This is a genomic window from Mesorhizobium sp. B2-4-3, from assembly GCF_006442815.1.
Lineage (GTDB): Bacteria > Pseudomonadota > Alphaproteobacteria > Rhizobiales > Rhizobiaceae > Mesorhizobium.
On record NZ_VFVL01000033.1, the window covers coordinates 34,042 to 54,375 of the forward strand.

General features: G+C 62.9%; 18 protein-coding genes. 10 read left to right on the top strand and 8 right to left on the bottom strand.

Annotation, left to right across the window (positions count from 1 at the left end; genetic code table 11):
* The first annotated feature begins 93 nt into the window (after positions 1-93).
* From FJ956_RS25090 to FJ956_RS25105, 4 genes are all read left to right on the top strand, one after another.
* Positions 94-855 (top strand): Stf0 family sulfotransferase, encoded by a 762-nt coding sequence (locus tag FJ956_RS25090; protein ID WP_140681346.1) that lies wholly within the window; start codon positions 94-96, stop codon positions 853-855.
* 139 nt (positions 856-994) lie between these two features.
* Positions 995-1,969 (top strand): nucleoside hydrolase, encoded by a 975-nt coding sequence (locus tag FJ956_RS25095; protein WP_140681348.1) that lies wholly within the window; start codon positions 995-997, stop codon positions 1,967-1,969.
* Between the two features lie 239 nt (positions 1,970-2,208).
* Entirely contained in the window at positions 2,209-2,631 is a 423-nt protein-coding gene (locus FJ956_RS25100; RefSeq protein WP_140681350.1) for a DOPA 4,5-dioxygenase family protein, read from the top strand.
* Positions 2,632-3,088: 457 nt separating this feature from the next.
* Positions 3,089-4,378, top strand: a complete 1,290-nt coding sequence (locus tag FJ956_RS25105) for a site-specific DNA-methyltransferase (protein ID WP_140681352.1) — start codon at positions 3,089-3,091, stop codon at positions 4,376-4,378.
* On the opposite strand, the gene FJ956_RS25110 is transcribed toward FJ956_RS25105, so the two are convergent.
* The 8 genes from FJ956_RS25110 to FJ956_RS25145 all read right to left on the bottom strand — a co-directional run bounded on the left by FJ956_RS25110 (position 4,375) and on the right by FJ956_RS25145 (position 13,236).
* Positions 4,375-5,481 (bottom strand): hypothetical protein, encoded by a 1,107-nt coding sequence (locus tag FJ956_RS25110; RefSeq protein WP_140681354.1) that lies wholly within the window; start codon positions 5,479-5,481, stop codon positions 4,375-4,377. The two genes, FJ956_RS25105 and FJ956_RS25110, sit on opposite strands and share 4 nt — an antisense overlap.
* Positions 5,471-6,169 (bottom strand): hypothetical protein, encoded by a 699-nt coding sequence (locus FJ956_RS25115; protein ID WP_140681356.1) that lies wholly within the window; start codon positions 6,167-6,169, stop codon positions 5,471-5,473. The genes FJ956_RS25110 and FJ956_RS25115 overlap by 11 nt, the downstream gene beginning before the upstream one ends.
* A 5-nt stretch (positions 6,170-6,174) precedes the next feature.
* On the bottom strand, positions 6,175-8,178 hold the full coding sequence (locus tag FJ956_RS25120) for an AAA family ATPase (RefSeq protein WP_140681358.1): 2,004 nt from the start codon (positions 8,176-8,178) through the stop codon (positions 6,175-6,177).
* 200 nt (positions 8,179-8,378) lie between these two features.
* Positions 8,379-8,624, bottom strand: a complete 246-nt coding sequence (locus FJ956_RS25125; protein ID WP_140681360.1) for a MoaD/ThiS family protein — start codon at positions 8,622-8,624, stop codon at positions 8,379-8,381.
* A gap of 173 nt (positions 8,625-8,797) precedes the next feature.
* On the bottom strand, positions 8,798-11,062 hold the full coding sequence (locus FJ956_RS25130) for a xanthine dehydrogenase family protein molybdopterin-binding subunit (RefSeq protein ID WP_140681362.1): 2,265 nt from the start codon (positions 11,060-11,062) through the stop codon (positions 8,798-8,800).
* Position 11,063: 1 nt separating this feature from the next.
* Positions 11,064-11,540, bottom strand: coding sequence for a (2Fe-2S)-binding protein (locus tag FJ956_RS25135; RefSeq protein WP_140681364.1), 477 nt, complete (start codon positions 11,538-11,540; stop codon positions 11,064-11,066).
* The gene (locus tag FJ956_RS25140) at positions 11,540-12,400 is read right to left on the bottom strand and encodes a xanthine dehydrogenase family protein subunit M (protein WP_140681366.1); all 861 of its coding nucleotides are present in this window, start codon (positions 12,398-12,400) and stop codon (positions 11,540-11,542) included. Before FJ956_RS25140 ends, FJ956_RS25135 begins: the two co-directional genes overlap by 1 nt.
* Positions 12,401-12,699: 299 nt before the next feature.
* The gene (locus tag FJ956_RS25145; RefSeq protein ID WP_140681368.1) at positions 12,700-13,236 is read right to left on the bottom strand and encodes a DUF1629 domain-containing protein; all 537 of its coding nucleotides are present in this window, start codon (positions 13,234-13,236) and stop codon (positions 12,700-12,702) included.
* A 209-nt stretch (positions 13,237-13,445) separates the two neighbouring features.
* Here FJ956_RS25145 and FJ956_RS25150 point away from each other — a divergent pair, with 209 nt between their 5' ends.
* From FJ956_RS25150 to FJ956_RS30905, 6 genes are all read left to right on the top strand, one after another.
* Complete coding sequence (locus FJ956_RS25150; protein WP_140681370.1) at positions 13,446-14,423, top strand: GlxA family transcriptional regulator; 978 nt, start codon at positions 13,446-13,448, stop codon at positions 14,421-14,423.
* Positions 14,424-14,548: 125 nt separating this feature from the next.
* Entirely contained in the window at positions 14,549-15,868 is a 1,320-nt protein-coding gene (locus FJ956_RS25155; protein ID WP_140681372.1) for an aspartate aminotransferase family protein, read from the top strand.
* A 17-nt stretch (positions 15,869-15,885) separates the two neighbouring features.
* Positions 15,886-17,037, top strand: coding sequence for an FAD-dependent oxidoreductase (locus FJ956_RS25160; protein WP_140681374.1), 1,152 nt, complete (start codon positions 15,886-15,888; stop codon positions 17,035-17,037).
* 209 nt (positions 17,038-17,246) lie between these two features.
* Positions 17,247-17,528 (top strand): hypothetical protein, encoded by a 282-nt coding sequence (locus tag FJ956_RS25165; protein ID WP_140681376.1) that lies wholly within the window; start codon positions 17,247-17,249, stop codon positions 17,526-17,528.
* A gap of 101 nt (positions 17,529-17,629) precedes the next feature.
* Complete coding sequence (locus FJ956_RS25170) at positions 17,630-18,586, top strand: EamA family transporter (RefSeq protein ID WP_140681378.1); 957 nt, start codon at positions 17,630-17,632, stop codon at positions 18,584-18,586.
* Between the two features lie 190 nt (positions 18,587-18,776).
* Entirely contained in the window at positions 18,777-20,327 is a 1,551-nt protein-coding gene (locus FJ956_RS30905; RefSeq protein WP_246672162.1) for an alpha/beta hydrolase, read from the top strand.
* The last annotated feature ends 7 nt before the right edge of the window (positions 20,328-20,334 follow it).

A 20,334-nucleotide genomic window follows, 5' to 3' on the forward strand; every position in this document is an offset into this window, starting at 1 on the left:
CTGGCACAATGGAACGAGTGCGGCGGCGGGAATGAGGTGTTGAGCCCCGGCGCTTTTGCCGCTTTATTAGAAAGCACTTTAAAGGGGATCATTTTGAAAGGTGTCGCGGTTTTAACCGAGGGAAGAAGCGGCTCGAACTGGCTGGGAAGCCTTACCAATGCCACAGGCACCATGGGCCGTTCGGCCGAATGGCTCAAACCGGCCTATCTGGGTTCGGAGCCGCGCGCCTATGCTGCGCTCGAGGAAGCGGTCATGCGCAAATCCTCGACCGAAAACGGCCGCTTCGCCGTCAAGGTCTTTCCACGCCACCTGATCTGGTCGAAGGAAAAATGCGGCAAGGATTTCCTCTTGGAGATCCGCAAGGACAAGGATCTGGGCTTCATCCTGCTTGAACGCCGCGACCGGCTCAGGCAGGCGATTTCCTTCTACCGCGCCAGCGTTTCGCGGTTGTGGACGAGCCGGCAGAAAGATGCCGGCTCCGGCGTTCCATACAGCTTTGCCGGCATCAGCCAGGCTTTCTTCCAGGTCGAGCAGAGTTACGCGTTCTGGCGGGCCTATCTCAACCTTTCGGAATTGCCCTACCGCCATTTCGTCTACGAGGATCTGCTGGCGGACCCGCAACCCTATCTCGACGCCGTCGCCGAATTGCTCGATGTTCCGGCCCCGGCCACGGTGCCGGTCTCTCAACTCAGGATCCAGCGCGACGACGTCACCGAGGAGTGGGCGAGGCGCTTTCGGCAGGAAGCCGGGCACAAAGGCGCCATCGATGCGATCGGGGACGCGCCGGTGCCGCGCACGCTCGACAATCTGGCCCGCTTCGCGACGAAGCGGCCGCTCAGCCGAAGGCGCTTCTGATGCGGTAGGCAATGTGCAGTAGGCAGTAGGCAGTAGGCAAAAGTGGAGTGCACCCCAAAGGGACATTTATTGCCTATTGCCTACTTGCCTACTGCCTGGTCTGTAATCGCCCCAGGCCGACAGGAGGAGGACGCCACCCATGGAAAAGATTATCCTGGACTGCGACCCGGGGCACGACGACGCCATCGCCATCCTGCTTGCGGCCGGCAACCCCAACATCGACCTTCTCGGCATCACCACGGTGTCCGGCAACCACAATGTCGAGAACACCACGCGCAACGCGCTGGCCACCTGCACGGCCTATGGCATCGAGGTGCCGGTGGCGAAGGGCTCGCCCGGCCCTTTGGTCGGCGATCAGGTGCTGGCGATCGAGATCCATGGCGAGACCGGGCTCGACGGCCCCGAGCTGCCGCCGGCCTCGTTCGAGCTCGACAGGCGGCATGCCGTCGACTTCATCATCGACACCGTCATGGCGCATGAGCCCAACACCGTCACGCTGGTGCCGGTCGGTCCCTACACCAACATCGCGCTCGCGTCCCGCAAGGACCCGCGCATCATCGGCCGGGTGAAGCGGGTCGTCGCGATGGGCGGCAGCTTCACGCGCGGCAACATCACGCCGGCGGCCGAATTCAACGTCTATGCCGACCCGGAGGCGGCGGACGTGGTGTTCCGCGCCGACTGGGACGTCACCATGGTGGGGCTCGACCTCACGCACCAGGCCTTGGCCACCCCTGAGCTGCAGGACAGGGTGCGCGCCGTCGGCGGCCCGATCGCCAAATTCATCCTCGATATCTGGGAATTCATCGCAACCACGCATGGCGGCCTCTTACAGATCGAATATCCTGCCGTGCATGACGCCTGCTGCGTCGCGGCCATGATCGACGCCAGCGTCTTCACCACGCAGAAGGCCGACATCCGCGTCGAGACCGCCGGGCGCTGGACCAAGGGCATGACAGTCTGCAATTTCGAGAAGATGGGCGGCATGCGCCATTTCGGCGGCACCGCGAGCGAGCAGGTGAACTTCCGCCACTCCGTGGCGATGAAGCTCGACCATCAAAAATTCTGCGACCTGATCGTCGACGCGGTCGAGCGGCTGAGCGGCAAGAAGGCGTGAGCCGCCCGATGAAGGCCGCGGCCTCGGAAATTGGCATTTCCTCTCCCCCACAAAGTGGGGGTAGAGGTGGATCGGCGCGCAGCGCCGAGACGGAGCGGGGGCGGAGCCGGCGTCTGCGATTACGCGCCCAACAAGCCCACACTAAACAATCTGTAGAGCGGCTCGCCGTTTCCATGAAACGAACAACCGCCTAGAGTTCCGCACGACCGACCGGAACCATCGGGGAGGGGAGCAGCGCGATGAACGAAGCCAGGCCGCACGATCCGAGACCGCTTTCGGAAATCGCCAGCTATCACGCCCACATCTATTACGGCGATGAGGCGCAGCGCCGGCATGCCGAATGGCTGCGCCAGCGCATCGGCGAGCGTTTTCGCGTGCGCCTCGGCAACTGGCGCGACGAGCCGGTCGGCCCGCACGAGCAGGCCATGTACCAGGTCTCCTTCGCCACCGAAATCTTCGCCACGCTCGTCCCCTGGCTGATGCTGAACCATGGGGGCCTCAGCATCCTCATCCACCCCAACACCACCAACCCCAAGCGCGACCATCTGATCGACCCGGTCTGGATCGGCCGCGCGCTGGGTGTTCATGGCGAGGTGCTTGGCGAGGAGGACGAGGCGGAAGAGGCGCTGGAGGTGAATACGGAACCGACGCTGGGGGTGTGAGGGGGGATGGCCCCGAAACGGTGGGACGCGGGCGCGTGCGCGGAGCTGGCGATTAGGCTGTCCTTCGGCCCCTCACCAGCCGAGTTGTCATCGCAATAGCTTCGACAAGTTCGGCCTCGCTTCCTCCAGCACTGAAAAATCCCTCGGCGGCTTCACGAACCGCTTGGGGCAGATCGCGCTGTAAAATAAGACTATCAGCATATTTTTGAAGTGCGCGAGTATCTGGAGTCTCTCGCTTCAGAACTCGGCGTTTTGCCTTCGAAACGGTGCTTTGGGAAACTCCCAAAGCCACAGAAATGTCCATCTGAGTCGCGAGCCGTGCGCGGAATACCCGGTTAAGGGCTGTTGCCAATTGATCAAGCGAATGCGGGCGGCCTTGCATAGTTTCAGAATACTGGCATAACTGGTAGCAATGCGGAAGGGCCTTTGCCACGAGTATCCGCTCAGCGAGGTTGCCGTGGCTGGAACTACATCAACTGCTTATGTTCGATTTGAGGAATGGACAGGTCGCAGGGATGTGCCGACGCTTGGCACTAATACCGGCGCGCCAACTTTGCCCTTTCAAGGATGGAGGCGCTTCAAAGAGGCGTTCGCTCCCGAGTTGGTGCGAATGGCGATTGAAGAGGTCGGCAATGTCCAGAAAGTCATCGATCCTTTTGGAGGATCCGGTACCACTGCGCTGGCAGCGCAATTTTTGGGGGCCCGGCCTTCAACTATCGAAGTGAACCCATTTCTGGCAGACCTGATCGAAGCCAAGATTTGTCGATATGAGATCGACAAGGTCGTAAGCGGCTTCACCGCCGTAGTCGACAAGGCATACGGAAAGAGCCGTGATCCTGCGGAATTACTTCTGCACGCGCCTCCAACATTTATTGAGCCCGGAGTCGCTGGCCGTTATCTATTCTCCAAAGATGTGGCGGCACGTTTCTGTGCCTATCGGAGTGCGATTGGAACGGTAGAAGATTTGGCAACACGCCGATTGCTGGGTGTACTTTTAGGGGCAACTGCCGTGCCGGCCAGCAATGCTTTGGTCAGTGGCAAAGGCCGGCGATACCGCCGCCGATGGAAAGAGGCTCCAATTAATCCTGATGTTATCGACACAATGTTCGAGCAAGGCGTGTTGAGCGCACTTTTCGATTTGCGCCGTTTTGAAGCGCGTCGCTGCTGCGACTATGAGGTTTTGCGCGGTGATGCCAGAATTCGTCTGACCGAGGTTGAGCCGGCAGACATAGCTATTTTTTCACCTCCGTACCCGAATTCATTCGACTACACCGATGTTTACAATATTGAGCTGTGGATGATGGGCTATCTCAATAGCGCCAAAGAAAACCGCGAGCTTCGCAAGTCAACTTTGCGAAGCCATGTTCAGATAAAGCGCGACTTGAGTGCTGCACGCCCGGCCTCAGGCTCGCTGCTGGAGCAGACGTTGAAATCGCTAGAAGAGGTCAGAGCCGCTCTATGGGATCAAAATATTCCGCCAATGATCGCCGCCTACTTTGACGACGTCGGCGACATTCTCAAGGGGCTGTCATCGCGGCTTCGCGAGCGCGGCCGAGTATATATGGTAGTCGGCGATAGCCGTTATGCCGGCATAGACGTTCCTGTGGCGGCGATACTTGCCGAACAAGCTGAGAGTTGGGGATTCGAGCTGGTTCGTTCCGAGCCGTTTAGGTCCATGAGAGCTTCACCTCAACAAGGTGGCGGCCGTGAACTATCCGAGACGCTAGTTGTGCTCGCCAGAGTCTAGGGGGGCGGGAAGTATCCGGCCTCACGGGCTTGCTGGGCGGAGCCAAAAAGAGGTGTAAGTCTGATGTCAGGTGTTGGAGAGCAAGTGGGAAGCACCTTTTTCACCTCGGCGTGTTCGCGAGGATCAACCTTCTTGTCTGCACGCATATCGTAAACTTCAACCACAGCGTAGGCGCACCCGCGGTTCGTGCGAAAAGCGTGAGCTTGCAGAACGCCTTTGGCGACATCACGAGCGTTGGTGAGCAGGCCAACCTTGACAGGAGCGTTACCGTTCTTTGAATATCGGAAAGATTTAACCACTTTTAGTTCTACCACCCCCCAATAAGTGAGGCCGCCAGATGAATCCGACGGGGGAATGAGTAGCGCAATATCGATGCGTCCAATCTCAGTTGTGGTCTCGCGGTCCACATGCAATTGCCCTCGAAACCAAGCCGTCAGGAAAGTTCTGAGTTGAGCTTGAAGCGACACCTCAGGTGTTGGCCCGGTATGGTAGGCTTCAGCATGCCCTACGCGCCAGAGCCCGTCGGGACAGTTCTGCGGCGTCAGCACACTGTGCATGTGAAAATGGTTCAAAGCCTCAAGTAATCCTTCACGTGTGACCGGCGGCAACTTGGCGCGGATCGACTCCTTGCGAGTCATGCCGCCTTGGGCGCCGTTGGCGCGTTCGATCATAAGCGATGTGCTACGATAGACTAATATCACTTGGCTGCTGCCAAAAGGTAAAGTGGTTAGCCATTCGATTAGCTCTCCAGAGTCTGCAAAGGGCAGATCGCCTGACCAGCCTTGAGATGCATTGCGGTCAAGCAGGAAGAGGCGCCCCATTAACGGTTCGTCAGTGCCAACCATATCTGCTGATGGTTTGGTGCCAGCCAGCGCCGAGGCAGCCTGTCGAGGGTAGTCCGCGCGAACAAATATAGAGATGCCGCTCCCGTCTTCACCTGGCCACTCGCGACGGGCGCGATCCTCCACCAAAGCCTGGACCTGACCAAAGAATCTGTCGCGGTCATCTGCGCTAACGTCGGGCTGAAAGACGAGCGTTTGCGTTACCGAGGCAAGTTCCGCATCTGACACATCTGCGATTTGACTCGCGACTTCATCCGCCATGGACGCGCCGCCCCAAATAGGTGGCATAAAGATACAACTTCTCGCCCGGGGACAGGCTAGCGCCTTCAGGAATAAAGGTGGCAAACCGTTCGGCCGTCTCCACGCTACGGTTCGGCATCGATGCTGGCGTGATGTAGATCAAGTTGTTGTTGTCGACTCGCCTATCCGAGTACGTGACGTCCGAGGTTGCCGCGCGACTAAGTTCATCGCCCGGCAAGCGAGCCAGAGCACCCGCGAGTTCGATCAAAAAAGCGTGGATCTGAACGTCGCGTGGATCAAGAGCAGCATCGGATCCGCGAGCCCCGAGACGTCCGAGCAAATCCTCCAGGTGGGGGGATCCGAAGCGAAGACCATAGCAGCCTTCGATGCGGGCGCCCCCTCGTGGGCGCGGGACGTACCGAATATTAGAGACCTCTAGAAGGCCCGCCGCTACGAGGCGATCCATTTCACGTTGCAGTTCTGGGAAGAATGGACCGCCACTTGACTTCATTACCACCTGATCGAAGGCTGGTAGATGCCAGACAGGACTCAGCACGTCGGCCAGATATGCAAGAGCGTGCAATCTGTCTGTCGAAAGGGGTGCGACGGAAGCGCGCTCGGCTGCGTCAAGCAACAGAAGAACGCGGCCTCGCTGACGGAGGAGCTGAAGTTCTTCGTCCGTGATTTGAGGTGCCAGCGTGTCAGCCATGGACATCAGCCACCCCTCAACGCTTTGTCTAAAAGAGCTGGATATCGCCCAGCAACATCGTCACGCAGCGCCCGATTCTTTGCACTCAGCGCAAGGAGGTTGATTGTCCGATTGTAACGGACCTTCACTTCAGCTTTCCTTTTTGTCGGCCCGCCAAATAGCCAAGAAATCATACCAGCGTTGGTGAGATTGCTGGTAGCGACCAAACGGTTGTCTCCCATAGCTGCAAAATCGTGAAGGGAACGACCGACGCGCTCCATAGCCAGTTCGTCCAAACTGGCCTCTGGAGTTTCCATGACCAACGTGGAGCTGCCAGCGGCCTCAGCTGCGTCCACGAGAGCGAAGCGGAACGCAAGGTCAATGAGCTCGCGTTGTGATTCGGAAACATCGTCTTGGCTGCGTCGTCGCGACATGCCAGGTCGTCCTGCTGAAGTCATGTCGGCATAAAAGGATGGGACTTCGAACTGCTCTTCCGCCTGCGCGATACCGGCATCAATATTATCGCGGACCAAGACGGCGTCCTCCGACAGGAGGCTGCGAGCGTAACGAGCGAAGGCATCTTCGAGAATTTCCGTCTTTTCGATGGCAGCAGCCTGAACAAGCTTGTGCGCTTCACGCAGCTCGGCAGCGCGCTCAGCGCGCCTAGCGCGGTGGCTCGCCAGTGTTTCCTCCATCGATTTGACTTGCATCTCCAAGGCTTGAATCTCTTTTGTTGGCCTCGGCAGCTGCGAATCAAGCGTTCGCAAATCTGATTCCAAGTCAGATATCTCCGAACTCATGGCTTTAATCTGAGTCAAAATATCGTCGTATTCTGTATTAAGTTCTGTGAACCTACGTGACAAAGACGTTTCTTCATCGATTGCCTGGCCAGCACGCTGTCGAAGTCTTTCTAACCGGGAAGATTCCACCTCGTGCGCGGCGACAACATTAGTCTGCTCCGAGGGCGGCGAGTGGCATATGGGACATATGCCGACGGCAAGCTCCGCTTCCATGTGGGCTCGGGTCGCTTCAGCATGTGCGCCACATACAAGGCAGTCGCCCTTAGCAAGAAGTGTTAGCACTGTCAGTAGAGCGGCATCTTCAAGCTTCGGAAACACGCGAGACAGCGACTCATACTTAAGTCGCTCAACAGCTCGAGCACTTTCCTCCCTTTCGATTTTAGCGCGCTCATAGTCCAGTTGGACTGCCCTACGCTCTGCTTGTACTGTCTCACGCTGCTCATCCAATGTAGATCGCCGTGCTTCTGCGGCAGTTAGCAGCATTTGTTTGGACTTCACAGTTGCCCGTACTGCGGGCGCTGCCACTTGAGCGGCCTTGGCCTCTTCCAATCGGCGCCGTTGGGGCGCGAGGACACTATTGAGGTTGCGTGCAGCGCTGTCGGCACTGCCGACCTGTCTCTCTAGCTCCGATATCTTTGCTGCTAGCGGCGGGGGCAGCAATATTGCTCTCAGAAGTTGGCGCTGTGCATTGCGATCCCACAGCGCCCCTGGGCGACCTTCGGGAAAGAAAATCGTGTGATGCAGTACTAGCAGAACATCGACAAACGACGATAGCTGCATCAACTGGCACATCGTGGTCTGGTAGTTTGCCTCGTCAATTACTGCGAGAGGGATTCCGTCAACCGTGGCTTCCAGAATTTGCAGGTTCTGCAATCGCCGTTTTACAAACAACTGGTGAGAGCCAAATTGAGCTTTAAGCGACGCCGTTGCATCTTTCGCATCATCCGCTACGCGTTGCGCAAAGAAACGCAGCGCCTCGCGCGAAAGGCTCGGCGCCTTTTCGGGCAGGGTGGATCCGACGACGGGAAGGCCTGCGCTGGTGAGATCGTTCGGGCCGGTTAGCAGACGCAGAAGCGCGATAAGCAACGTTGTTTTGCCAAGACCATTTATGCCGGCGATCAACGTTACACCTTTGTCGACGGGGCGCGATATTCCCGAGGTGCCATCTCCACCTGGAAATAGGGCAAATCCTCGTATCTCAAAGGCGGTTAGTATCGGAAGCGTGGTCATATACAGACGCTACTATAGTTCTCACCATTCGCGATAGTCGCGATGCAGCCTAATACCTAAAATATAGCTTGCCGGTTCTGGCGCCGTCGATCAGCATATCACTTTTTGACCTCAAACGGACATAGGGGAGGTGATTCAATCACAGGCAGTCCAATATTGCCCAGATCGCCAAGTCTTTGTGCCGTGAACTTCTCTCGCCATCACCCCCCCGCCAACCGCGGCAGCAGAAAAATCTCCGCCCCCTCCGGCAATTCCTTCCCCCAGGTATCGCGATAAATCACCCCGTCGATCGCCACCGCGATCCCGCGGTCGATCCACGGCTCGATCCCGGGATACTGTTCCGCCAGCTTGCGGAACAGCTCCCTGATGTCCTTGGCCTCGATCTCGTGCTTGGCCTTGCCGCCGGCGACGGCGCTGAGCGAGCCCCAGAGGGTGACGGCGACCATTATCGCCTCAAGGTGCGTTGATATTCAGGTGAGGCCGGCCTGCGAACGACGGCTTCCTGCGCTTCCGGTGCTCACGTACTTCAAGTACGCTCCGCTCCGGTTCTCGGAAGCCGTCATTCTCGGCTCGGCCTGACCTGAATCTCAACACACCTTACCCTAGCTTGGGATGCCTCTCAGCCTTCCCGCTCCGCCTCCAGCGCCGCGAGAATCCGCGGCGGCGACATCGGGATGTGGGTCATGCGCACGCCCACCGCGTTCGACACCGCGTTGGCGATCGCCGCCAGCGGCGGCACGATCGAGGTCTCGCCCACGCCGCGCACGCCATAGGGGTGGTTGGGGTTGGGGATTTCCAGGATCTGCGTGTCGATCATCGGCAGGTCGGAGCAGACCGGGATGCGGTAGTCGAGGAAGCCGGCGTTCTGCAGCCGCCCGTCCTTGCCGTAGATATACTCCTCGTTGAGCGCCCAGCCGATGCCTTGCGCCGCACCGCCCTGGTACTGGCCCTCGACATAGGTCGGGTGCACCGCCTTGCCGGCATCCTGCACCACCGTGTAGCGGATCACCCTGGTCGCGCCGGTCTCGGGGTCGACCTCGATGTCGCAGATATGGGTGGCGAAGGAGACGCCGGCGCCGTCGGCGACGAGCTCGCTATGGCCGGCGATCGGGCCGCCGGTGGTGCCCGACTTGGCCGCGATGTCCTTCAGCGACAGCGGCGAGAGGTTGCCGTATTTCTCGCCCTTGGCGATGGCGTGGCCCTTTTCCCAGGTAACGTCCTCCACCGGGATGTCCCACATCTGCGCGGCGCGATCCTTCAGGATCTTGATCGCGTTGCGGGCGGCCGAGATGGTCGCCATCGAGGAGGAGAAGGTGCCGCGGCTGCCGTCGGTCATGTCGTTGTAGCCCAGCGAAGACGTGTCGGCGACGATCGCCTTGACGTTGCCGTAGTCGATGCCGAGCTCCTCCGCCGCCACCAGCGACAGCGAGGCGCGGGAGCCGCCGACGTCGACGGTGCCGACGGCCAGCGACACCGTGCCGTCCATGCCGATGTTCAAATCCGTGCAGGTCTGGCCGCCGAAATTGAACCAGAAGCCACAGGCCATGCCGCGCCCCTGGTTGGCTTTCAGCGGCGCCTTCATGTGCGGGTGCTTCTTCACCGCCTCCAGCGTCGGCCCGATGCCGATCGGCCCGTAGACCGGGCCGTAGGAGGCGCGGGTGCCTTCCTGCGCGGCGTTCTTGATGCGGAAGTCCACCGCGTCCATTCCGAGTTCCTTGGCGAGCTCGTCGATCGAGCTTTCCACCGCGAAGGCCGCCATGGGTGCGGAGGGCGCGCGATAGGCCGCGGTCTTCGGCCGGTTGACCAGCACTTCGTAGCCGACGGTCTTGACGTTTTCGAGCCTGTAGCAGGCGAACGCCGTCATCGCGCCGATCTCGGCCCAGGAGCCGGCATAGGGGCCGCAGCTATAGCGCAGCGTCGCCTCCGCCGCGGTAATGGTGCCGTCCTTCCTGGCGCCGATCCTGACGTCGATCGAGGTGGCGCTGGTTGGCCCTGAGGCGCGAAAAACCTCGTCGCGGGTCATTACCAGTTTTACGGGACGGCCGGCCTTGCGCGACAGCGCCAGCGCCACCGGTTCGGCCCAGACATGGGTCTTGCCGCCGAAACCGCCGCCGATCTCGGACGAGGTGACGCGCAGCTTCGAGGCTTCCAGCCCGAGCAGCTGCGCGCAATGCTGGCGGTAGACGAAATGGCCTTGCGTGCAGACCCACAGCTCCGCCGTGCCGTCCGGGTTGACGCTCGCCACGCAGGCATGCGGCTCGATATAGCCCTGATGCGTCTGCTCGGTCTTGAACGAGCGCTCGACAACGAAATCGGCCTCGGCAAAACCCTTGTGGACATCGCCATGGCCGAACTGCGTGCGCTTGGTGACGTTGGAGGGCTTTGCCGGCTTTTCCTCCAGCCCCTCGGTGAAGACCTGGTCGTTGATCAGCGGCGCGTGATGCTGCGCCGCTTCGTCGACATCGGTCACATGCGGCAGCACCTCATAGTCGACCTCGATCAGCTTCAGCGCCTGGCGGGCGATGCGGGCGTCGATCGCCGCCACCGCGGCCACCGCGTGGCCGTCATAGAGCGCCTTCTTGCGCGCCATCGAATTGTCGAGGATGTCGTACATGGCGGCATCGCCGTCGGTGAGGTCGGGCAGGTCCTTCGCCGTGATCACCGCCTTCACGCCGGCGAGCTTTTCCGCCTTCGAGGTGTCGATCTTCTTGATGATGGCGTGCGCGTGCGGGCTGCGCAGCACGCGGCCGACCAGCTGTCCAGCCATGTTGAAGTCGGCGCCGTAGCGGGCGCGTCCCGTCACCTTATCGACGCCGTCGGGGCGGATCGGCCGCGTGCCGACGGAAGAGAAATTGCGTCCGGAGTAGCGCGGATCGAAATTCATCTCAGGCTCCCTTCATCACGTTTGCCGCGTCCTCGACGGCGCGCACGATCTTGTCATAGCCGGTGCAGCGGCAGAGATTGCCGGCGAGCCCAAAGCGGATTTCCTCCTCGGTGGGCGAGGGGTTCTTCTCCAGCAGGTCCTTGGCCGCGATCAGGAAGCCCGGCGTGCAGATGCCGCATTGCAAGGCCGCGTGCTCGAGGAATTTCTGCTGCAGCGGGTGCAACTGGTCGCCATGCGCCATGCCTTCGATGGTCTCGACCTTGCGGCCCTCGGCTTCCGCGCCCAGCACCAGGCAGGAGCAGACCAGGCGGCCATCGACGATGACGCTGCAGGCGCCGCAGTCGCCGGTGCCGCAGCCTTCCTTGGCGCCGGTGAGGCCGAGGCGATCGCGCAGCACGTCCAGCAGCGTCTCGTCGGGCTGGCACAGATATTCGACGGCGTCGCCGTTGATCGTGGTTGATACAGCTACACCGGCCATTATTTGTCTCCCGCACGCTTGTAGGCGATGGCGGCGGCCCTTTGCGCCAGCACGCCCGCGACTTTCCGTCTGAATTCGATGGTGCCGCGCTTGTCGTCGATCGGGCGGCAGGCGCCGGCGCAGATCTTGGCCAGCCGCTCCAGCGTCTCTTCGTCGAGCTTCGAGCCGACCAGCACCTGGCCTGCTTCCTCTACCAGAAGCACCGTGGGCGCCGCGGCGCCCAGCGCCACGCGGGCGGTCTTGATCGCGCCCTTCTCGTCCAGCGTCAGGTTCACGCCGGCGCTCACCACCGCGATATCCATCTCGGTGCGCGGAATGAAGCGCAGATAGGCGTCGCCCGCATGCTCAGGGCGCTTCTCCAGCAGGATCGCTTCGATGATCTCGCCCTTGGCCAGCGACGTGCGGCCCGGTCCGGTCGGCACGGCTTCCACGGCAATCGTGCGCTTGCCCGAAGGCCCGGCGACGACCGCTTGTGCCGCGGCCGCGACCAGCGCCGGCACGCTGTCGGCGGCGGGCGAGGCGTTGCACAGATTGCCGGTGATGGTGCAGCGGCCCTGCACCTGCTTGGAGCCGATCAGATTGGCGGCCTCGACCACGCCCGGCCATGCCTGCTTGAGCGCCTTGTTCTCGCCTAGCACCGCGCAGGGCACGGCAGCGCCGATCCGAAACCCGTCGGCCGTTTCGGTAATGTCGGCCAGGCCGCCGATTGCCTTGATGTCGACGATCAGCTCGGGCTCGATGAAGCCGCCCTTCATCCTCACCAAAAGGTCGCTGCCCCCGGCCAGGATCGCGGCCGGGCCTACTGCCTTGGCGAGCTCGCCAACGGCATCTTCGATTGAAAGCGGACGTATGTAACGCATCGTCTCCCCTTGGTGGTCATAATCGGATCGCCCGTTATAAAGCGTCTGGTTATAATGGCCATCCCGTTCGTGCATGTCCGGGTTGGGCCAGAGCGATGCTCCAGATGCGCCCAGCGGGCGGGCCAGGGGCGGCGGCACAGCGGGATGCGGCAAATCGCCTAGAGGGTTCCTCCCACTCCATCTCGGCGCTGCGAAGCAGCGACGGAGTGGGGGAACCACCCATGCGATTGCCCTGGAGAAGGCGCGGGCAGGCGGATGAGGGACGACGCCACCTCAATGATTGGAATAACTGTTATTCGTCAGGCGATTGCCGTTCCCGATCTCCATACCGGCTCGAACGACACGTTGCGCAACCCGGCCTTGCGGACCCGTTCGACGAACACCTCATTGACGAAGACCGGGGACGCCCGCATCGGCAGCTTGAACACTTCCGCCGTCCCGATCTTCTCCGCATCGAAGGCGTAGCGCTCGATCGCCAATATGTCGCCGTCGTCGAAGCGGACGATCTGCGAGCGCGCCTCGTCCAGCGCGTCGATCACATTGGTGACATTAAGCAGCCACACCTTCTCGCCGCGCAGCGCGACCAACTCGCCATAGGGGGCGAGCGCCGCCGCCAACGCGTCGACGGCCGGCCGGCGCAAGAGCGGCGCGTGCTCGCCGAGCCACGGGAAATCCGAATAGAGCCGCTCGCCTTCCTCGACGCGCCGCATCACCGGCGGTTCCCAGCCCGCCAGCGAGCGTCCGTCGAGGCCGAAGAACTCCTCGTAATGGTCGTCATCGACCGGCAGCACCCATTCCTGCCCTTCCGACACAGCGAATTGATGGATGGTCGTCATCGCCCCATGGCTCCGCGGCTTTCGATGAAGGTCCGGCGATGACGGCACCGTGCCGGATTGCGACGCCCGGCGGTCGCCGAGAGCGCGCGAGGAATCATGCAACGGTCTAAACCTCTATTCAAGGGCATGCGCTATCCAGTCCGCTCGCTGTTGCTAAACGTCGCGGCTGGCGGTCCTGGACGGCAAAATGAGAGGGCGGCCCCAAAAGCATGGCCAAGAAGTTCGCATTTCTGCTGGTGCGCGATTTCACCTTGTCGCCGCTGTCGCTGTTCATCGACACGCTGCGGCTTGCCGGCGACGAGGGCGACCGGAGCCGCAGGATCGAGTTCGACTGGGAGATCGTCGGCGAGCGCGGCCTGCCGATCCGCGCCAGCTGCGGCGTCGAATTGCTGCCGACCAGGGCGATGGGCAATCCGGAGGATTTCGACAATGTCGTGGTGGTCGGCGGCCTGCTCGACACCAGCCGCAAGCTGAGTTCGGAAAAGGAAGCGTTCCTGCTGCGCGCCGCCGCGAAAGGCGTGCCGCTCACCGCGCTCTGCACCGGCAGCTTCGCGCTGGCGCGCTACGGCCTGCTCGACGGCTACAGCGCCGCGGTCAGCTGGTTCCACATCAAGGATTTTCGCGCCGAGTTCCCCGATGTGAACGCCCATGCCGATAGCCTCTATTCCGTCGACCGCGGCCGCGCCACCTGCGCCGGCGGTACCGGTGCGGCCGACCTCGCCGGCTATTTCGTCTCGCAGTTCATCGGCCGGAAGGCGGCGGAGAAGGCGGCCAAGATCCTGGTGCTCGACCGTATCCGCTCCAGCCGCGACGTGCAGCCGGTCGGCGACCTTTTCCCCGCCGCCGCGAGCCGCGCGGTGAAGCGGGCGCTGCTCCTGATGGAAAGCAATCTGCAGGAGCCGATCCCCGTGGCCGAGATCGCCGCCAGGCAGAACTGCTCGCGCCGCCAGCTCGAGCGCCTGTTCGGCGCCGAGCTCGGCATCGGCCCGATGGCCGCCTATCTGGCGCTGCGGGTTCATTACGCCAGGTCGCTGCTGGAAGGCAGCGATCTCGCGATCGGCGAGATCGCCTATCGCTGCGGCTTTGCCAATGCCGGCCATTTCAGCCGCGTCTTCCGCCAGCAGGCCGGCATCACGCCGACCAATCTCAGGCACCCGAACCGCGCGGCTGCAGCCGCCGCGAAATGATCGGGATGCCCCTGGTCGGGTCGCATGCCCGGCCTGGCCGATTGCGCCGGCGCGGGAACGAACCGTAGCTTCGTGACGAGCGGTGTTGCGCCGCCGTTCAACAGTCGAATCGCCCTCGGAGAGCCATGCCGCATTATCCCGACGCCATGCCCGGATCGAAAACCCTGTTCGAGCGCGCCAGGAAGGTGATGCCGGGCGGCAACACGCGCACCACGGTCTTCGTCGATCCGTTTCCGATCTACGCCGCGCGCGGCGAGGGGTGCAGGGTCTGGGATGTCGACGGCAATTCCTATTACGACTGCATCAACAATTTCACCTCGATGATCCACGGCTACGCGCATCCGGACGTCATCGCGGCAGTAGCCGGGCAATTGCCCTCCGGCACGGCCTTCGGCGCCCCGACGCTGAGCGAGATCGAGCTTGCAGAACTCCTGGTCGAGCGGCTGCCCTCGGTCGACCAGGTCCGCTTCACCAATTCCGGCACCGAAGGCGTGATGATGGCGATCAAGGCCGCGCGCGCCTTCACCGGGCGGCCGAAGATCGTCAAGATCGAGGGCGCCTATCACGGCTCCTACGATTTCGCCGAAGTGAGCCTGGATTCCTCGCCCGCCAACTGGGGCGATCTGCCGAGGTCCACGCCCTATGCCAAGGGCACGCCGCGCGGCGTGCTGGACGACGTGATCGCCGTGCCCTTCAACGACACCGAGGCGCTGCGCGCCGTCTTCGCCGCCGAGGGCGACGGCATCGCGGCGGTGCTGATCGACCCGATGCCCAACCGCGCGGGATTGATCCCGGCGCGCCGGGACTACCTTCACGCCATGGTGGAGATCGCCCACGCAGCGGGCGCGCTGGTCATCTTCGACGAGGTCATCTCGTTTCGCCTCGGATGGTCGGGCGCGCAAGGGCTGTGGGGCATCGAGCCCGACCTGACGGCGCTCGGAAAAATCATCGGCGGCGGTTTTCCTGTCGGCGCCGTGGGCGGGCGCGCCGATGTCATGGCGGTGTTCGATCCGACCGCCGGCAAACCAGCGCTTCCGCATGGCGGCACCTTCACCGCCAATCCGGTCACCATGCGCGCCGGCCTTGCCTCGATGCGGGCGCTGACGAAAGAGAGCTTCGCCCATCTCGACCGTCTCGGCGCATCCTTGCGCGAAGGGGTCACCGACTCGTTCGAAAAGCATGGTCTTGCCGGCCAATGCGTCGGCCTGGGCTCGCTGTTCAAGGTTCATTTCACGTCGCATCCGGTCACGGATTACCGCTCCATCTATCCCGGCCAGGCTGAGCGGAAAAAATTCGACGCCTTCCACAAGGGCCTGCTTGGCCGTGGCGTGCTCTCCGCCAGCTATGGCCTGTTCGCGCTGTCGACGCCGATGACCGCAGCGGATGCCGGCGCCATTCTTCAAGCGATCGACGAGACCTTGGGCGACGTCGCCGCGCAGTCGTGAAAGCAGGCGGGCCACAGATGACAGCTGCTCCTCATGTCGTGGTGATCGGCGCCGGCACGCTCGGCATGTGCACGGCGCTCAACCTTGTCGAGCAGGGCGCGCGCGTCACGGTGCTCGAAGCCCAGTCGATCGCTTCTGGGTCGAGCGGCCGGTCGGTCGGCGTCGTCGGATCGCAACTGACCGACCCGTTCGAGATCATGCTGCGCGTCCATTCACTGCGCCGGTTCCGCCAATGGGAGGGCGAGGGGCTTCGCTTCAACCATATCGGCTATCTGCGCCTGGCGCGCACGCCCGCCCAGATGGAGCTGTTCGCGAGATCGGTCGAGATCCAGGGCGAAGCGGGGCTGAGGTCGCGCCTGATCCGCGCCGGCGAACTCAGGGATCTCGTGCCGCACATCAACCCCGACGGCCTCGAAGGCGGGTTGTTCGGGCCCGACAACGGCTTCCTCGACCCGCACGAGATGTGCAATTTCCTGGCCGATATCGTCCGCGACAAGGGCGGCGCAATCCGCCAGTACCGCAAGCTGCTCAGCGTAAAGCGGCGGCCGGGCGGCTATACGCTGGAAACCAATGGCGATGCGGTCAATTGCGATGCCGTGGTCAATGCCGGCGGCGCCTGGGCGCCGCAGGTCGCCGCGCTTTTGGGCCAGCGCCTGCACATCTGGCCCGAGCGCCACGAAGCCGTCGTCATCCATCTCGACGAGCCGCTCGGCTACACCATGCCGATGGTCATGGACCTCGTGAACGGCGAAGGCAGCGGGCTCAACTTCCGCCACGAAAAGCCGGGCGAGCTGATCGCCGAGATCCACAAGGTGAAGTCGATCGCGCCCGAGGATCCCGACAACTACAACGACCAGTGCGAGGAGCAGTCGAAGGTCGACCTGGCCGAGCTGCTTTTGGAACGCGTGCCCGATCTGCCGGGCGCGCGGCTCGGCCGGGGCTGGGCGGGCCTTTATCCCGTCACCGCCGATCATCGCCCCTTCGTCGGGCCGATCGAAGCCTCGGAGCCGGCGCTGATCACGGCCGCCGGCGCCGGTGGCTACGGCATACAGCTCGCCCCGGTGATAGGGCAAATCGCGGCGGACTGGGTGCTTCACGGCGCGCCGATTTCGGTGCCCGGTTCGCAAAGCCTCGCGCCGTCTGCCGAGCGAAATATCCCCGGTCACTGACCGATGCGCCAAGCCGGCTCGGATGCCTAAGATGCGAGCTTTGCCGTTAACCATCAATTAACTATCCGGTCGCCTTTAATAGGGTTCTGGAGGATACTGATTTTGGCCGCGAGCGATGATCTCGCGACTGCCAAAAATTAGAAAAGAGCGGCGGATACCGTCGCCGTCTGCCGGGAGGCGCCCAGCATCTTAGATGAGGGAGCGCCGTAATGAACATCGAGGAAGCGGTCACTGCAGCGACAGCCGGGTCGAGCGCGCTTCTGTCCTGCCTTGGCCAGCCGGTCGTGGCCTATCACGTCACGGCCATCATGCGTGAAACCGACGCAAGGCATGCGCGGCAGATGCAGCTCGCCTTGCTGCGGCGGAGCATCGAGGCCCTTGTCGAGGACGGCCTCGAAGACATCGAAGCCGAACGATTCGCATCACAGTTCCATGGTCGCGTCGGCTCGGCCTGGGAGCACCTGCATATGGCCAGCGACACGCCGCATTGATCTCTGCCGGACGGCTTTGTCGGAGCCGTATGTAACACCCCCAGGATGAGGTAGAATACCGGCTACGTCTGGGCTGACGTTCATCGAACGGGGGGCATGCGATGCAGGCGATACCGATAGTCCATCAGCCGGAACCGCCGGCCATCGCCGCGGTATCATCCCTGGGCGGCTATCCCACCGCCGTGCTGTGCTGGCTGCTCTCGGCCGGCGTCTACATCGCGGCCAAATGGGTGGCGCCGGAAATGCCGCCATGGGGGTTGTGTTTCTGGCGGCTCTTGCTGGCCTGCGCCATCCTTTTGCCGATCGTGCACCGCCATCACGGCGCGATGATTGCGCTTCTCAAATCCCGGCCCTTGGAGATCGTCGCCGTGGGGGCGATCGGCCTCACGCTCTGCCAGGGCATGATCTACCATGGCCTGAACGACACCGACGCCACCACGGCCGGCATCATCATGGCGATGTCGCCGATCATGACCATGGTGCTGGCGCGCTTGGTGCTTGGCGAGCCGCTCGGACTCTGGAAGTCGCTCGGCGCGGTTGCGGCACTTGCCGGCATGCTGGTGATCGTCGCGCATGGCAAGCTGGATGCGCTGGTGCAACTGCGGTTCAACATCGGCGAATTGTGGATCGTCGGCAGCGCCTTCTGCTGGGCGCTCTATACGGTGCTGTTGCGCCGCTCCAAGTTCGGCCTTGAGCTCTTGCCGCTGGTCGTGCTTTTGCTCGGCGCCGGCGCGCTGGTCGCGCTGCCGTTCCACCTGTGGGAAATCTTCAACGACGAGCGCTCTGCCCTGAACGGCAATGGCCTGCTCGCGCTCGCCTATCTGGCGGGGCCAGGCGGGTCGCTGATGTATTATCTCTACAATAAAAGCGTGGAGGCGCTGGGTGCAAGCCGGGCGAGCATGCTGCTCTACCTGCAGACGCTGTTCGTCGCGGTGCTTGCCTATCTGCTGCTCGGCGAGAGCCTGCACGACTACGATCTGCTCGGCGCGGCCTTCATCGTCGCCGGGGTCGTGCTGGCGACAGCGATCAAGTCGAGGCCGGTTCCGGCAAAGGCGTGAACGAGCGGCCACATCTCTTGATTGACATAAGCGGCTGTCCGCGCCGCCAAGTAGATTTGGTTCCTCGGGCCGTGAGCCGTCCGGACCACGCTTCCCTAAATTAGCCGATTTTGCTATGGCGAGCGGCTGCCTTTGGCGGCGCCGGCCAAGGCCGAAGGGGGATCATGGCGATCGACAAGCGCGTGGACGCATGAACGGCGATCAGCACATGCTGGAACTGCGCGTGCTTGGCGATTTTCAGGTTATGCGCGACGGCCAGCCGCTTGACCTGCCGCCGTCGCGCAAGACGCGGGCGCTGCTCGCCTACCTTGCCGTCACCGCCAGGCAGCACCAGCGCGAACGGTTGTGCGAGATATTCTGGGACGTCCCCGACGATCCGCGCGGTGCCTTGCGCTGGAGCTTGTCCAAGATCCGCCAGGTCCTGGGCGGTGTTGAAACAGCCCTTGCCGCCGATCGCAACGCGGTCGCGCTCAATGTCGCGACGGATTACGCGCGGCTGGCGCCGCTGGTGAAGGCCGACCTTTCCTCCCGCTCGACCGAGGAACTCGAAGCCGTCCTGGCCTCGATCCGTGGCGGCTTTCTTGCCGACCTCTCGCTCGAGCGCTGCTTCGACTATGAAGCCTGGCGGCAGGCCATCGCCAGCGAGGTGGAGATCGTCGAGCTCGGCATCCTGCGCGAGCTGGTCGAGCGCCTGGCGGACCAGCCGCGGCGGGCGCTGCCCTTTGCCCAGCGCCTGCGCAGCCTCGTGCCCGACGATACGAGGCTCGCCGCCGAGACCGAGGCGCTGGAGGACAGGGTCCGGTCGGCCGCTGCTCAAGCCACGGGTCGCGCATCGCAGTCCGGTTCCGCCCGGCCGCCGCAAGTCCCGTTGAAATCCGCGTCATCGCAGGATCCCGGCCGCGCCGTGCAATTCTGCCGTGCTCGCGATGGCACCAGGCTCGCCCATGCCAGCACCGGCAGCGGCCCTGCGATCCTGCGCGCCGCGCACTGGATGTCGCATCTCACCTTCGACTGGGACAGCCCGATCTGGCGGCACTGGATGCGGGAACTGTCGCGCCGGAACCGGCTGGTGCGCTATGACGAGCGCTGCAACGGCCTGTCGCAAAGGCATGTCGTCGATATCTCGTTCGAGACCATGCTGTCGGACCTCGAATGCGTGGTCGAGGCAACGGCGCTCGATCGCTTCACCTTGCTCGGCCTGTCGCAGAGCTGCGCGGTTTCGATCGCCTACGCCATCCGGCATCCCGAGCGCGTCTCGGGCATGATCCTTTATGGCGGCTACGTCAAAGGCTGGCGGGCGCGTGGCGACGCGGGCGAGATCGCGACGCGCGAGGCCGCCGCGACGCTGATGCGCGAGAGCTGGGGCAAGCCGAACCCGATGTTCCGCCAGGCGTTCTGCTCCATGTTCATCCCCGGCGCCACGCACGAGCATTTCGCCTGGATGGACGATCTGATGCTGCGCACCGTCTCGCCTGACGATGCCTGGCGCCTGCAGAGCGCCTTTTCCGTGATCGATGTCAGCGACTTGCTGGAGAAGGTGCGCGTGCCGACGCTGGTGCTGCACGCGCGGGACGACAACGTCGCTCCCGTCGAATCCGGGCGCACCATGGCCGCCGGCATTCCCGGCGCGCGCTTCATCGAGCTCGAGAGCCAGAACCACATCCTCCTCGAAGGCGAGCCCGCCTTCGAGGAGTTCATCGACCACGTCCGCGCCTTCATCGCCGAGACGGCGGGCGCGTAGCCAAGCG

Bases quoted from the DNA above. Each gene is read 5' to 3' on its own strand.
- FJ956_RS25170 (WP_140681378.1), top strand. From the start codon at position 17,630: ATGCAGGCGATACCGATAGTCCATCAGCCGGAACCGCCGGCCATCGCC.
- FJ956_RS30905 (WP_246672162.1), top strand. From the start codon at position 18,777: ATGAACGGCGATCAGCACATGCTGGAACTGCGCGTGCTTGGCGATTTT.
- FJ956_RS25125 (WP_140681360.1), bottom strand. From the start codon at position 8,624: ATGGTCGCCGTCACCCTCTGGGGCTCGCTCAGCGCCGTCGCCGGCGGC.
- FJ956_RS25135 (WP_140681364.1), bottom strand. From the start codon at position 11,540: ATGGCCGGTGTAGCTGTATCAACCACGATCAACGGCGACGCCGTCGAA.
- FJ956_RS25165 (WP_140681376.1), top strand. From the start codon at position 17,247: ATGAACATCGAGGAAGCGGTCACTGCAGCGACAGCCGGGTCGAGCGCG.
- FJ956_RS25155 (WP_140681372.1), top strand. From the start codon at position 14,549: ATGCCGCATTATCCCGACGCCATGCCCGGATCGAAAACCCTGTTCGAG.
- FJ956_RS25100 (WP_140681350.1), top strand. From the start codon at position 2,209: ATGAACGAAGCCAGGCCGCACGATCCGAGACCGCTTTCGGAAATCGCC.
- FJ956_RS25160 (WP_140681374.1), top strand. From the start codon at position 15,886: ATGACAGCTGCTCCTCATGTCGTGGTGATCGGCGCCGGCACGCTCGGC.
- FJ956_RS25110 (WP_140681354.1), bottom strand. From the start codon at position 5,481: ATGGCGGATGAAGTCGCGAGTCAAATCGCAGATGTGTCAGATGCGGAA.
- FJ956_RS25120 (WP_140681358.1), bottom strand. From the start codon at position 8,178: ATGACCACGCTTCCGATACTAACCGCCTTTGAGATACGAGGATTTGCC.
- FJ956_RS25145 (WP_140681368.1), bottom strand. From the start codon at position 13,236: ATGACGACCATCCATCAATTCGCTGTGTCGGAAGGGCAGGAATGGGTG.
- FJ956_RS25150 (WP_140681370.1), top strand. From the start codon at position 13,446: ATGGCCAAGAAGTTCGCATTTCTGCTGGTGCGCGATTTCACCTTGTCG.
- FJ956_RS25130 (WP_140681362.1), bottom strand. From the start codon at position 11,062: ATGAATTTCGATCCGCGCTACTCCGGACGCAATTTCTCTTCCGTCGGC.
- FJ956_RS25140 (WP_140681366.1), bottom strand. From the start codon at position 12,400: ATGCGTTACATACGTCCGCTTTCAATCGAAGATGCCGTTGGCGAGCTC.
- FJ956_RS25115 (WP_140681356.1), bottom strand. From the start codon at position 6,169: ATGGCTGACACGCTGGCACCTCAAATCACGGACGAAGAACTTCAGCTC.
- FJ956_RS25095 (WP_140681348.1), top strand. From the start codon at position 995: ATGGAAAAGATTATCCTGGACTGCGACCCGGGGCACGACGACGCCATC.